17 protein-coding genes are annotated in these 12943 nt (G+C 30.4%); all 17 read left to right on the forward strand.

What is annotated here, in order from left to right; genetic code table 11:
- The first annotated feature begins 88 nt into the window (after nucleotides 1-88).
- Complete coding sequence (locus CN601_RS24665) at nucleotides 89-313, forward strand: hypothetical protein (RefSeq protein WP_098121594.1); 225 nt, start codon at nucleotides 89-91, stop codon at nucleotides 311-313.
- Between the two features lie 164 nt (nucleotides 314-477).
- A complete protein-coding gene (locus tag CN601_RS24670) occupies nucleotides 478-672 on the forward strand; it encodes a hypothetical protein (RefSeq protein WP_098172652.1) in 195 nt (64 codons plus the stop codon).
- 319 nt (nucleotides 673-991) lie between these two features.
- Nucleotides 992-1234 carry a hypothetical protein gene (locus CN601_RS24675; RefSeq protein WP_098172653.1) on the forward strand — a complete coding sequence of 81 codons (243 nt, stop codon included), beginning with the start codon at nucleotides 992-994 and terminating at the stop codon, nucleotides 1232-1234.
- 232 nt (nucleotides 1235-1466) lie between these two features.
- Nucleotides 1467-2390, forward strand: a complete 924-nt coding sequence (locus CN601_RS24680) for a hypothetical protein (protein WP_098172654.1) — start codon at nucleotides 1467-1469, stop codon at nucleotides 2388-2390.
- Between the two features lie 162 nt (nucleotides 2391-2552).
- A complete protein-coding gene (locus CN601_RS24685) occupies nucleotides 2553-3368 on the forward strand; it encodes a lipid II flippase Amj family protein (RefSeq protein ID WP_098172655.1) in 816 nt (271 codons plus the stop codon).
- Nucleotides 3369-3467: 99 nt separating this feature from the next.
- Nucleotides 3468-3794, forward strand: a complete 327-nt coding sequence (locus CN601_RS24690) for an NIPSNAP family protein (protein WP_098172656.1) — start codon at nucleotides 3468-3470, stop codon at nucleotides 3792-3794.
- Nucleotides 3795-3883: 89 nt separating this feature from the next.
- Nucleotides 3884-4438, forward strand: a complete 555-nt coding sequence (locus CN601_RS24695) for a histidine phosphatase family protein (protein WP_098172657.1) — start codon at nucleotides 3884-3886, stop codon at nucleotides 4436-4438.
- A 173-nt stretch (nucleotides 4439-4611) separates the two neighbouring features.
- Nucleotides 4612-5283 carry an HAD hydrolase-like protein gene (locus CN601_RS24700; protein WP_142317433.1) on the forward strand — a complete coding sequence of 224 codons (672 nt, stop codon included), beginning with the start codon at nucleotides 4612-4614 and terminating at the stop codon, nucleotides 5281-5283.
- A 120-nt stretch (nucleotides 5284-5403) separates the two neighbouring features.
- Nucleotides 5404-6414 (forward strand): class I SAM-dependent methyltransferase, encoded by a 1011-nt coding sequence (locus tag CN601_RS24705; protein WP_098172659.1) that lies wholly within the window; start codon nucleotides 5404-5406, stop codon nucleotides 6412-6414.
- Nucleotides 6415-6500: 86 nt separating this feature from the next.
- On the forward strand, nucleotides 6501-7166 hold the full coding sequence (locus tag CN601_RS24710) for an HAD family hydrolase (RefSeq protein WP_098172660.1): 666 nt from the start codon (nucleotides 6501-6503) through the stop codon (nucleotides 7164-7166).
- Nucleotides 7167-7401: 235 nt separating this feature from the next.
- Nucleotides 7402-8211, forward strand: coding sequence for a class I SAM-dependent methyltransferase (locus tag CN601_RS24715; protein ID WP_098172661.1), 810 nt, complete (start codon nucleotides 7402-7404; stop codon nucleotides 8209-8211).
- A 375-nt stretch (nucleotides 8212-8586) separates the two neighbouring features.
- Nucleotides 8587-9513, forward strand: coding sequence for an AAA family ATPase (locus CN601_RS24720; protein ID WP_098172662.1), 927 nt, complete (start codon nucleotides 8587-8589; stop codon nucleotides 9511-9513).
- A complete protein-coding gene (locus tag CN601_RS24725) occupies nucleotides 9510-10607 on the forward strand; it encodes a DUF58 domain-containing protein (RefSeq protein WP_098172663.1) in 1098 nt (365 codons plus the stop codon). Before CN601_RS24720 ends, CN601_RS24725 begins: the two co-directional genes overlap by 4 nt.
- 12 nt (nucleotides 10608-10619) lie before the next feature.
- Nucleotides 10620-11318 carry an LPXTG cell wall anchor domain-containing protein gene (locus CN601_RS24730; RefSeq protein ID WP_098172664.1) on the forward strand — a complete coding sequence of 233 codons (699 nt, stop codon included), beginning with the start codon at nucleotides 10620-10622 and terminating at the stop codon, nucleotides 11316-11318.
- Nucleotides 11319-11502: 184 nt separating this feature from the next.
- On the forward strand, nucleotides 11503-11850 hold the full coding sequence (locus CN601_RS24735; RefSeq protein ID WP_098172665.1) for a DUF2538 family protein: 348 nt from the start codon (nucleotides 11503-11505) through the stop codon (nucleotides 11848-11850).
- Nucleotides 11851-12129: 279 nt separating this feature from the next.
- The gene (locus tag CN601_RS24740) at nucleotides 12130-12495 is read left to right on the forward strand and encodes a hypothetical protein (RefSeq protein WP_098172666.1); all 366 of its coding nucleotides are present in this window, start codon (nucleotides 12130-12132) and stop codon (nucleotides 12493-12495) included.
- Nucleotides 12496-12583: 88 nt separating this feature from the next.
- Nucleotides 12584-12874: a hypothetical protein gene (locus tag CN601_RS24745; RefSeq protein WP_098172667.1), complete on the forward strand. Its 291-nt coding sequence runs from the start codon at nucleotides 12584-12586 to the stop codon at nucleotides 12872-12874.
- Nucleotides 12875-12943 lie beyond the last annotated feature (69 nt).

Raw genomic sequence — 12943 nt, forward strand, 5'->3', positions numbered from 1 at the left:
AATCTATGCGAAAACAGCCTAAAAATAATAAATTACAAAGGATAAAACATTATGAAATATATCGAATTTTCATTGAGGTATTATTACTATGAAGTGTGATCTAACAGGTTTTGGTTTGGGGATTTTTCTAGTATTACTCGGAGGAATGTTTCTATTTATAAATACAAAAGGTAAGTCAAACATAATAAAAATCTTATCCATTTTTTCACTTGAAGGTGGGGCATTATTATTAGGCTTGTTAATCGCACTACTCTCAATTCTTCAACTATTAGGTGTTGGACAAGGAACATGTAAAAGTTCTTTATTCAATTAACTCATAAAAAAATAGGGGGAAAATAAATACAAGCCAATAAGTCTCATTTACAAACTTATTTCCATTTAAGATAGCGTACTTCAAAGTGAATTAATAAAGGTCTTAGATAAAGATTATAGAATTATTAATTAGACATAAATTATGACAGCTTTTATGGAGGACTTATGATTTCTAAAAAAAGTGTTTATAAATTCATTATTAGAGCATTGTTGTTTTCGATTACCTATTTTTTTATAAGAACTTTCATTTTTCATGCAACGGATATTAATTCTACATTAATGGGTGCTATTGTTGGCGGGTTTGTAGGGTTTTTATTTCAATTAATCGTAACGAAGCCAGTTGAAAATAAAATTACTTAATAAAGTTTGATAAATTCTTTAAATGATTAAACGTTATATGTTAATTGAACAACTCGATCGGCTGCGTAGTCGATTTTTTTAATTAATTAGAATCAAAAAATATTACACGAAACCAATTAAATTAGAGAAGATACATTTTCGCAAACTTAGAAACACATCAATTTTAGATATAATATCTAGTGAGTTATTCATTAAAAACTATTTAAGGAGATATGGTACGAAAGAACTCTTATAAGATCATGTAGGTAAAATAATAATCGAAATTAAATTTCTTGAAAAATTAATGTACGTTTTGCTTAATAGATTAGGAGGTAAGGATTTGCTTAAAAAGATCAGTTTAATATCTCTTTTAACTGCAATTATTTTGCAAGTTTACGGTTTTTTTACTAACAGATTTTGGATCCTGATACCATATACATTTTTCATATTAGGAATCATGCTTTTTTTATTAGGCTTACAGGAAAAAGGAAAATTTAGAAGAAATCTATTCATCATGACAGGGAGTACTGTTTTTATGGGATTTAAAAGATTGTTAACTAACTACTATGGAACAAATTTTTAAGCTTAAATTTACTAATGTGAATTAAGTGGTGTTTAACAGTATTATTGCTCCTTTAGCTTTAATGGTAATGTGTATATTATTATTGATAAATTAATAGATATATTTGTTATTTCATAGGAGCCATGATGGCTCTTTTTTACTATTTGAAAGTAGTTAAGAAGGAAATCATTACCATTTTATAGAATATTAATATATAAAAATAATGATATTTGGAGTGCTTTGGTGAAAAATAATGTATAAAGTAAAACATAATAAAATTACTAAAGAAGTATTAAAAGAATTGGATCAAAAATTTGTCCCGGATGTTGATTACTTTTATTTTGAGGATCGACCAAACTTTGTTTTAGTGAATGAGCGTGAGACAGTTGATTTGTCATTAGATTTAAAAACCTCTTACTTACCGTGGAATATTTCTGCAAAAGCTCGATATATAGCTATTGTGTCTAATGAGGAGTTTCTAAGTTGGGAGGAAGAGTTACAAAAAGCTGTCTTAATAGAACAAATACGCCTAAATAGGGGTTACATATTTGAGTTAGATGAGTTAAGAAAAGCAATAGGGAACATTCCAGTTGAGGTACAGAATGCACTCGATACTTTTTCGATTAATATTGATGGGATGAAAATGATTACATTGCAAGGGTTTTTATGGAAAACTATTCCCACTGAAATAAGAACGAATATATTACTTTATGTAGCAAATATGTTTGTAGACATGTATTCAATTTCAGATGAAAGTTATATGAATGCCAAGAGTGAATATCCAACAATTGCGTCCTTACTTAATACATTTGGAAGTAGAAATGGACCGAACTGTTTGGGTGCTGTGTTAATAGCATTGCAGAAGGATGAAGATAAAATAACATCTTATTTAAATAAATGGGTACTTCCAACTGAATTTTATAAAGAACTGAAAAATAAAGATTATGTGAGAATTGAAACAGATTCGATCCAATCAAATGATGTATTGATTTGGGAAAAGGATCACAATACACTCCATTCGTGTTTCGTATTGAGTAATGGCTTAGTATTTAATAAACAAGGGCAAACGATGTTTAATCCATACCAATGTCTCCCACTAGAGGATGTTCTTAATAATTGGAATTGGGTTGAGGCTTCTGGCGGTCATTTAGTTATTTACAGAAAAAATGAAGTTTAATTTCTTGAATAATAAACGACAACTATTACAGTTGAATTATTGTTTAAGGAGAATTTAATGTTTAATCTATTGAATTAAATAAATTAGCTTACCGTAGTAAAAAATAACTTAAATAATACTATTTATGAATTATTCGAGTTTAAGAAAGACTGAGGAATTATTATGGAAATAATTACAGGAAAAGTGATCATTATATCTGTGTTTATATTTATTGTGACAATGATAGAAACTTTAGCTTATTCGACTAGAATATCTGGTGCACGAGTAAAATTAATTGCAACTGCATTATCTTTATTTAGTACTTTGGTAATTGTTTCAAGGTTTTCTACAATGATTCAGCAACCTTTAACGGCCAAACTTATTGCGCAAGCACCAGATACAAACAAATTAGCTTATTTAGAGGAACAGTATAGGATTTTAATTGGGGTAACATCAATAGGAGTACTATTTGGTATACTTTTATTCCCTACTTTTGTAAATATATTTTCAAGGGCAATTATTCAATTATCGAATCAACGTGGTTCCGTTGTAGGGCTGTTTATTAGTCAGTTTAATCTAAATGGATTTACTAAGATTATTAAGTGTTTTAGAGTTCCAAGTTTATCTTATTTAAAAGGTATAACGTTAAAAACGATTCCAAAACGTCTGTTTGTTATAAATGTAATTATCACATCCGTATACACAATATCTGTACTTTCTTCAATCTATGCATCAATGTTAGTACCGAAAGATCTTACTCAGGCTGCATTAATGTCGTCTGGAATTGTTAATGGTATATCTACAATTTTATTAACTTTATTTATTGACCCTAAAGCTTCTGTTTTAGCAGATCGAGTTATGAAAAAACAAAGTGATTATATTTATTTGAAAAGTTATTCGTTAACTATGATTAGTTCTAAATTTATAGGGACACTCTTTTCTCAAATTTTATTTATTCCCGCTGCTTACTATGTTGCATGGTTTGCAAAGTTCATATAAGTTCCTAAAAAACAACTGATTTATATGATTGTTTAACTTGGAGTCGATAAACAATAATCGACTCCTATTTTACTACTAATTTAAAAGGAGATAGATTTTATGTTCTATAGAAGGAAATATTACATCGTAAAGAATGATTTTGTAGAAGCGTTTAATGAAACGAATTTACCTAATCAACTTAAGCATGGTGCAAGATTGACAGGAAGATGGATGACTTCTCATGATGCAACAACTACAGAAATATTCGCTATTTGGGAGTATGACAGCTATGAAAAGTATCAAGAAATTGAAGCGAATGTTAGAGGCGATCAAGAACATGTACAACGAGTTCAAAATTGGTATGAAAAACATGGCGGTAGAACTAAAGTATTTGAAGAATATTGTTTGGAAGTTAGAAACGATGAGTTGATATCGACTTTGAAATAAAAAAACATAGTCAATTTAATTATGTTAAAATCCGTTGCCTAAACACTGCATAGATAATATTAAACTAATAGATTAATAGGGAGAGTTCTATGTTAACTAATTTATACTTTGTAAGACATGCACATTCTACATATACTCCTGATGAATTGGGGCGTCCATTATCAAAGAGAGGTTTTTCTGACGCACTAATAGTAGCAGATCTACTTTTAAAAGAAAAAATTGACTCTGTTGTTTCAAGCCCTTATACGCGTGCTATTCAAACTGTCGAAGCGGTTGCCAAATCGTTAAATAAAGAAATTGTAATTTTAGATAATTTTAAAGAACGTGAACTCTCAAAAAGGCCTGTTGAGGACTTTAACTATGTCATAACTCAAGTATGGAAAGATTTTAACTTATCTTGGGAGGGTGGAGAATCAAACGTTTTTGCACAGAAAAGAGGAATTGAGGCTACGAAGAAGATTTTAAAAGATTACGAGGGAAAAAATGTTGTAATAGGAACACATGGTAATATTATGGTTTTAATTATGAATTTTTTTGATCAGAAATATGACTTTGAATTTTGGAATGACCTTGCAATGCCAGATATCTATAAATTTACTTTTGAAGGTGAATCTTTAATTGAAGTGAATAGAATATGGAAGTGAAACTATGCTTCACTTGATAAGTAAGTAGAGACTGATTGAACAAAAAATTGCTTAACTGTAGCCTAGTTTAATAGGAATCTGCATTTAAATTTATATAAATTAATCTCATATGAATTATTTTAATAGACTAACTTAAGAAAAAACTAATCACATTTCAAATGGAGATGATCGAATTGCAACAGGCACTTATATTTGATATGGATGGAACATTATTTCAAACTGATAAAATTTTAGAGCTATCACTTGAAGATACATTTGATCACTTAAGGTTACTAAATTTATGGAGCTCAGTAACACCAATTAAAAAATATCGTGAAATAATGGGCGTACCTTTACCGAAAGTTTGGGAGGCTTTATTACCTGAGTATTCTATGGAAGTACGAGAACAGACAGATGCTTTTTTCCAGGAAAGATTAATTGATAATATTAATAATGGGAATGGAGCATTATATCCTAATGTAAAAGAGATTTTTGCTTTTTTAAAAGAAAATAATTATTCGATTTACATAGCGAGTAATGGTTTAACAAACTATTTAAGTGCAATTGTTAAGTATTATCAGATAGATAATTGGGTTACAGAAACGTTTAGTATTCAGCAAATTCAATCGCTAAATAAGAGCGAATTAGTTAAAACCATCCTTAAAAAGTATGAAATCATGGACGGAGCTGTAATAGGAGATCGCTTATCTGACATAAATGCAGCTAAGGATAATAATTTAATGGCGATTGGATGTAGGTTTGATTTTTCACAAGAAGATGAACTCAAACAAGCAGATTTGGTAATTGATGATTTAATTCAATTAAAAAATGTTTTTCCTAAATCGAATGGTCTGATAAGTAGCTAAAGCATGGGTAAATTCTATATTTGAAAAGCGGTCAGCATTCATTTGCTGGCTTTTTTAAATCATATAAATCAATATTCTGAGAAAAAATAAGTTATTTTTTAATCCGGTTTGTGTACACAAATGCTTAATGAAAACCTTAAAGCGTGCTATGTTCTTATTAGAAATGATTGGGAGGGGAAGAACATCAAGCGTAAGAGTATTCACTTTAGAATCAATGAAACAATTTTAGAAAAATTTGAAGATGCATTAATCTATAAGGGAATAAATAAAACAGAATTTCTAACCCATGCAATTCAAAATTTTTGTGCAAAAGTGGCATCACAAAAAATGAATGATGTGAAACGTCAATATGAAGCTAGTACACATTTGCAAGTACGAATTGATACACATATATTGTACGAAGAAAAACGGGTAGATTTAGATGAATGGGTTATTAAGCTATTAAATTTAACAAAAGATGAAAAGATACTAGACATTGGATGTGCGACTGGGGCATTCCTTTCGATACTACAAACAAGAGGTCATAGTGGAGTACTTACCGGACTTGATCAGTCATCAAAAATGATTGAAGAAGCAACTATGAACTCAAAACAAAAGAATTTAACTATTGAATGGATTATAGGTGATGCAAGAAAACTTCCTTTTTCAAACAATTCATTTGATTGGCTAGTAGCAAGACATATGCTTTATCATGTGCCAAATCTTCAAGAAACAATAGAAGGTTTTAATCGAGTTATTAAACCAAACGGAGGGCTAATTACTACTACAAATTCTCGTGATTCATTACCAAAAATTATGGAGCTTTGTAATGACATGCTATTTGAATTTGGCTTCCCTGAAAGAGTTTCGCCTGCTGCTCCATTTTGTATAGAGAATGCAAAAGAACTGTTAAACTCAACTTTTGATAGAGTAGAAGAAACAGTGATTTCTAATTCATTAATTTTTGAACAACCAGAGCCGATCATGAATTATGTAATCAGCATGTTTCCGTCATTAAATATACCGCAAGATACTGGCTTATACACTGATATGAAAAAATGGTTAAAAGTTGAGGTTGAGAATAGATTAGCCGGTAATGGAGGAGTTTGGCGTGATCCTAAGGATGTAGGGTTCTATTTATGTAGAAAATAAGATGTGAAATAATCTATTAGAATTAAAGTTTTCCAAAAATTATTATGGTAATATTAGTAGAGTTCTAATAGGAAGGACAGGTTATTATGGACAAATACAAGATAATATTATTTGATTTAGATGGAACACTTTCAGATCCAAAAGTAGGTATTACGAAATCAGTTCAATATGCATTAGAGAAAATGGAAATAATTGAACCTGATCTTGATAAGCTTGAATGCTTTATAGGACCACCTTTACAAGAATCGTTTGCCGAATATTACAATTTTGATCAACCAAAGATTCAAAAAGCAATCGAGTATTATAGAGAGAGATTCACAGAGAAAGGGATGTTTGAGAATGAATTATACTCAAATATTTCTTCTTTATTAAAATCCCTAAAAGACCATCAATTTATTTTAGTTGTCGCAACATCTAAACCAACAGTATTTTCTGAAAAAATACTAAACTACTTTAAGATTGATCAGTATTTTGATCTTATTGTTGGAAGTAATCTTGACGGAACTAGATCATCAAAAACTGAAATTATCCAATACATAATTGATCAATACGAAGAGTTCGATTTGGATAATTTTATTATGATTGGTGACAGAAAACATGATATCATTGGAGCAAATAATAGTGGTATTGATTCGATAGGAGTTACTTATGGATATGGATCAGTTGAAGAACTGAATAATGCTAACTCTACAAATATTGTAAAAAGCGTAGATGAACTAAATGAATTATTGCTAGGGAAATTAGTTAAGTAAATACCGTTCATACAAGTAGATCAAATTAAAGTTTAAATTAATCATTGTATAAGTAAACACCAATGGGCTGCTTCGGTAGTCTTTTTTTAACCTGATTTAACTCTCCAGTTAGGTGAACTGCAAAATCGACTTTATGGTCGATTTTTTTTATTTCGATTAACGGTGCACTTTTTATAGAAGGATTGAAAGGGAGTATATAGAAATAAGAATAAAAAGGAAGAATTTAGGTGATTTTTTGAGTAAAATAATTAGTTATTACAATCAATTTGATGAGTGGGGAAGGCTTGAACGTGAACCAATTGAATTCCAAGTTAATTGTAACTTTATAAAAAAATATTTACCAAAAACAGGATGCATACTTGATAATGGCGCAGGACCAGGAAAATATTCAATGAAGCTTGCTAAAGATGGCTATCGAGTAACCTTAACGGATTTAACTCCGAGACTAGTTGAAATTGCTAAAAATAAAGCTCTAGAGTTTCAACTAGATGGACAATTTGATGGATTCTATGCTGCTGATGCGAGAGAATTAGGTCTGTTCAGTGATGAGCAGTTTGATGCATCATTAATGCTTGGTCCGATGTACCATTTACAAGATGAAAAAGATCGTATTCAAGCTGTGAAAGAGTTAAATAGAGTGACAAAAAAGAATGGTCTTGTTTTTGTCGCTTTTATGCCGAGAATCAGACATGTATTTTCTTCACTTTTATCTCCAAATAACTGGAGGCCAAATGATAATATGAATACTATTCTCGAGTTTTCTCAATCTGGTTCCTTTAATCATGCAGATGATGGACGTTTTACTGGAGCGTATTATTTTAATATTGAAGACATTAATCCTTTTATGGAACAACAAGGTTTTGAAACTTTAGAATTAATAGGGTCAAATGTTGGAACTATTTTAAACGATGAAAGTTGGAATTACTGGAGAAATAAAGGCGAATCTGAGGTGGAAAAAGTTATTAGTTTACTTATAGAAAAAGCAACTGATCCATATATTCTTGGGACTTCCTCTCACCTTCTTTATATTGGCAAGAAGAAATAAAACATATTTAATATTTTATCTTGAGTTTCTAATGTCTTGCGTGAGTTGTTTCGTAACGTTCGAATTTTATTATTGACAATAATTTTAGGTAATTAATTTTAAGAAGTCTTAGAGATTTTAATAAAAAGGTTTTCCTGATTGTTGCTAAAAACATCAAGAAAACCTTTTTATTTTATATTAATCTCTAAATATCGCACTCTGACTTTATGGATTTTTATATCTGAGTAATTATTTATAGAAGAAACGAGTTTTTGTTTGTAATAGAAAAAACAATTATCAGAAAAATGTAAATATAGTGTATAATTTTAGAAAGGAATAATTTTACAATTATAGAAATTATTAACTTTAAAAGTAAAGAATGATAGGAGTCTAACAATGTCAATTAATAACATTAAACAAAACATCTCAAATGTTCTAATTGGACAAGAAGAAGCAATTGATTTACTAATGATTGGTTTGATTGCCAATGGTCATATATTGTTAGAAGATGTTCCTGGTACTGGTAAAACAACTCTTGCCAAAAGTTTAGCGAAATCAATTAATGCTGATTTTAAACGGATTCAGTTTACAGCGGATACACTTCCAGGTGATGTAACAGGTCTTGAATATTTTGATCTAAAAGCAGCAGATTTTAAAACAAGAAAAGGTCCGATTTTTTCAAACATAGTTTTAGTGGATGAAATCAATCGTGCTGTACCAAGAACTCAATCTGCTCTTCTTGAAGTAATGGAAGAAAGGACTGTTACTATTGCTGGTCAAACACATCAACTACCTTCACCTTTCCTTGTTCTAGCAACCCAAAATCCATTAGAGTCAGCAGGTACATTCCCACTTCCTGATGCACAACTTGATCGTTTTTTACTGACGATTCGCCAAGGATATCCTACTTTACAGCAAGAAAAGGAAATGATTTTAAGATTTAAAGAGAGTAATCCGATCAGTGATTTACAAAATGTTATTACATGTGAAGAAATTATCTCTTATCAAGAAGAATCCAAAAAAGTATCGATCCATGATGAAGTGCTTGATTACTTACTTCAAATTATAAATGAATCGAGAAACCACGAACAAATCGAGATTGGCGTTAGTCCACGTGGCACACTTGCCTTTACGAGAGCAATTCAAGCAAGAGCTATTTTGAATGGACGAGATTATTGCACCCCAGAAGATGTACGAATGCTTGCAATACCTGTGTGCAGTCACCGATTAATATTAACTATTGAAGGTGAAATGAAAACAACGAAGCAACGCATCATAGCTGAAATTTTGGAATCTGTATTCGCTCCAGTTGAACAAGTATGAAAAAGAGTTATCACTGTCATTTTTTAGCACAACCAATCACGATTGTTTTCTCTGTTTGTTTAACGACTTTATTTTCAATTTTTAGTCATACGGTTTATTATCTTGCAATTTGCTTTGTTCATTTAATTCTAGTTTTATATGCACGTTACTACGCAAGAAAATGTGTAGTGAACTGGGAAGTGAAACTAAAGCAAGATCATCTATTTACAGATGAAGAAACAGATTGTGTCATTACATTTCAGAATCTTACATTCCGTACGATTTATGAGATTTCTTTCCAGTTTGCATCTGATGAATCTTTACAATGGGAACATGAATCGTTTGTTCAAAATAAGTTCAAAACGAATCATTATGTTATTCCTTTTTCTATGAAAGGTAGGGAAAACAAGGCATTTTCATTCAAAACACGTGCGTTGAAAAGAGGAAAGTTCAACTGGCAAGATGCAAATTTAGTTGTGAAAGATCCATTGCGTCTTGTTACTATAAATTTTTCGAATCAACAAACACCTATTTTTCATGTATACCCCAATATGAGAAAAGTACATATACCAGAGAACAAGGAATTCCAGGGGCAGCGAAAAGCGTTAGTTTCACCACTTTATGATGAAACAAAACTAATTGGTGTGAAACGATATGAAAGTGAAGACTTTCGTTCGATTCACTGGGGTGCAACCGCAAAAAGTGGAGAATTAATGGCGAAAAAATACGCTTTTACTCAAAGTGATCGATACGCTATTTTTGTCAATTTAGCAGATCAAAAGGGTTTTTCATTTCATCATAAAAGTGACGAACTCATAGAACTAGCAATTGGGACATGTAAACAATTGATTCAGCAAAATTGTTCTTTTGAAATATGGATTAACCGTGAAACTCCAAAAGGGTTAACCCATTTACCAACAGGTAAAAACAGAAAACAACTGCAAGCAGCGTTAAATTTGTTCTCGTATATTAATGATGGAGATTCTCCAATTTCTTCTGATGCTTTTTATCGTTGTGGCTTTCGGAATAAGATACTAGATGCTACTCCAATTGTCATTGGAATTCCGCCAAGAGAATTGTCACGTAAAAATCAATGGATTCAAATAACAGGGTAGGAGGGAGAAGAATTGGATTATTACAAACGATTGAGTCGAATGCTACTGATTGCCATTACTCTTGCTCTCTTACTGTCAATTGGAATTCTCATGACACAGCAAATGATAAGATCATCACTCTCGCATGATAACACTTCTGATCATTCCATCTCAGCTCTTTCTCTTTTTTATAATTCTGATAACGGCAAATTAGGCAATGGAGAAAAGCTATTTTCTTGGAAAGGAGACGATAAAACAGAGATAGGAAACGGAAAGCCAGTTAAAGGAGAAAAAATACCAGAAATCAATTCAAAAAACAAAATGAATTCTAGAAATTTTGAGAAAGAAATGAATTGGATAATTCTTGGGATGATCACTTTAATTCTTGCTATTATTGCTTTCGTTTTTCTAAAGAAAAGAGAGAATAGGAGGTTGCAAGAAATTTCATTAGGTGTTTCCTTGCAATCAACAAAGGATACGAAACCCAATAAATATAAGGAACCTATCAATGAAAAAATTCATATACCGACAGAGGAAATAAGGGTGTTGTTAATCAAATGGGAAAAACAATTACCTAAAATACAGCAAAGACACACATACGAAACAATACAACAATGGTTTGAACGGATTGATAAAAAACAAGATTTTGTTCCGCTTTACGAGAAAGTACGATATGGGAATAAAACACTTTCAATGGAAGAAATTGAGCATATACGAAAGTTACTTAAATAATTAATAAAAGTAAAGGAACCATACGTTAAACGCTAGATTTAAAGAATTCAACAACATATTAACCTCTTAATTTAAGTCTTTCCAACTTCAAAAATTAATAAATAGACTTAAATCATGAAAACGCTTTTAATTACATATATTATTTTAATTAAAGTAGCTATCATTAAAAATAGAGGTGGGTTGGATGTACTTTATTAGCCTTGAACATGAAAAAAACTATGGTATTTTGATGAACTATTTTAAGAACGAACATCAAGATTATGTAAGGGCATGCTATGTTGCTGCTATTCCTAAAATTTTTAATCGTATCGATTTTTCTGAGCACTTAAATGGTCCTTTTGATTGGTATTTTAAAAAAGAAAATTCAAAACTAGTTTATTCATTAAACGATGGCGAGGGAACAAATTATTTAGTTGATCTAGGACTTCATTTCTGGTCAGGAGACAATCCTTTTAACTTAAATAACGCTTTATTTGCTTGGCGAAATAATGGTGCTTATTTTAAAGTATTAGAACAAATTTGTACTATATAAATAGTAATGACCCTTTATTAATAGGGTCATTTTTTATTTTAAATAGTAATCAATTAAAAATATCTTAACATAATGTGGAAAGTATTTTAATTGAACAAGGAATTTATAAAAAAGTAAAGAATCTATTAAAAAGTAGGCTCTGTTAAAGTAGATTGTCGATTTCCTTAAGCAACTAAATGGCAGTTTAGTTGAATAAGGAATGATATAATTATCGTAATTACTACCCTGATTTTTATATAAATTTAGATAACGCGTTACTCTAATAAGGAGGGTTCATTATTGAGATTAAAATCTGAAGAAATAATGAAACAGCTACTTGATACAGAATATATTGATGCAAATTTAAAGGACTTATCGTATGACCATTTATCTCATACTGTGATAATGAAATATGGTGAATTTAGCAACGATGAACCCGATTGCACAGTGATTTTTAAAGACTGTTTTTCGGTTAATTTAAATACTTGGCTAGAGGGAATGAAGGGAACTGTTCCCAAAAAACCAGGAGAGTTAGACTTCTTTTTTCATGATATAGAGATAGAAGATATAGAAATTAATGGAATAAAACTTTATAAATGTTCAATGGTAATACCAATGATGGACTGCCAAATTATATGTGTGAATATCGAAATTTTAAACCATTAAGTAACTAACGCAGTGCATTAATTGAACAACATAATCGGCAGTATGGTCGATTTTTTATAGAGTTAAAAGGGAAGGATAGAGTGGTTAAATGCCAAATATAATTGAATCATTTTTAGTAGATGAGATTTCCCAACAAGAGTTTTATGATGGAATTATTGATTTTATAACTTCATATAACATTAGATGTGGTGAATACGAGTGCAACACCTTTGTTATAAAAAAGATGGATCATTTAAATTTTATTATTTATCAAGAGTTTGTTTTACAAGATGGGCATAGGACGATACATAATTCAATTACTATTTTTAAGGATAACTTAATTAGTAAGATTAACGAGTTTGCAAGTAAAAAAGGATTTAAAATAAGAGATTCTTATTAAACTAACGCATGCATTAGTTGAACAACCTTTAAGCTGCTTCGGTAGCTTTTTTCTTATTCAAGATAATGG

The organism is Bacillus sp. AFS017336 (genome assembly GCF_002555445.1).
GTDB lineage: Bacteria > Bacillota > Bacilli > Bacillales > Bacillaceae_G > Gottfriedia.

Coding starts and splice junctions, on each gene's coding strand:
- CN601_RS24665 (WP_098121594.1), top strand. CDS start 89: ATGAAGTGTGATCTAACAGGTTTTGGTTTGGGGATTTTTCTAGTATTA.
- CN601_RS24695 (WP_098172657.1), top strand. CDS start 3,884: ATGTTAACTAATTTATACTTTGTAAGACATGCACATTCTACATATACT.
- CN601_RS24670 (WP_098172652.1), top strand. CDS start 478: ATGATTTCTAAAAAAAGTGTTTATAAATTCATTATTAGAGCATTGTTG.
- CN601_RS24705 (WP_098172659.1), top strand. CDS start 5,404: ATGCTTAATGAAAACCTTAAAGCGTGCTATGTTCTTATTAGAAATGAT.
- CN601_RS24710 (WP_098172660.1), top strand. CDS start 6,501: ATGGACAAATACAAGATAATATTATTTGATTTAGATGGAACACTTTCA.
- CN601_RS24690 (WP_098172656.1), top strand. CDS start 3,468: ATGTTCTATAGAAGGAAATATTACATCGTAAAGAATGATTTTGTAGAA.
- CN601_RS24680 (WP_098172654.1), top strand. CDS start 1,467: ATGTATAAAGTAAAACATAATAAAATTACTAAAGAAGTATTAAAAGAA.
- CN601_RS24725 (WP_098172663.1), top strand. CDS start 9,510: ATGAAAAAGAGTTATCACTGTCATTTTTTAGCACAACCAATCACGATT.
- CN601_RS24685 (WP_098172655.1), top strand. CDS start 2,553: ATGGAAATAATTACAGGAAAAGTGATCATTATATCTGTGTTTATATTT.
- CN601_RS24720 (WP_098172662.1), top strand. CDS start 8,587: ATGTCAATTAATAACATTAAACAAAACATCTCAAATGTTCTAATTGGA.
- CN601_RS24745 (WP_098172667.1), top strand. CDS start 12,584: ATGCCAAATATAATTGAATCATTTTTAGTAGATGAGATTTCCCAACAA.
- CN601_RS24735 (WP_098172665.1), top strand. CDS start 11,503: ATGTACTTTATTAGCCTTGAACATGAAAAAAACTATGGTATTTTGATG.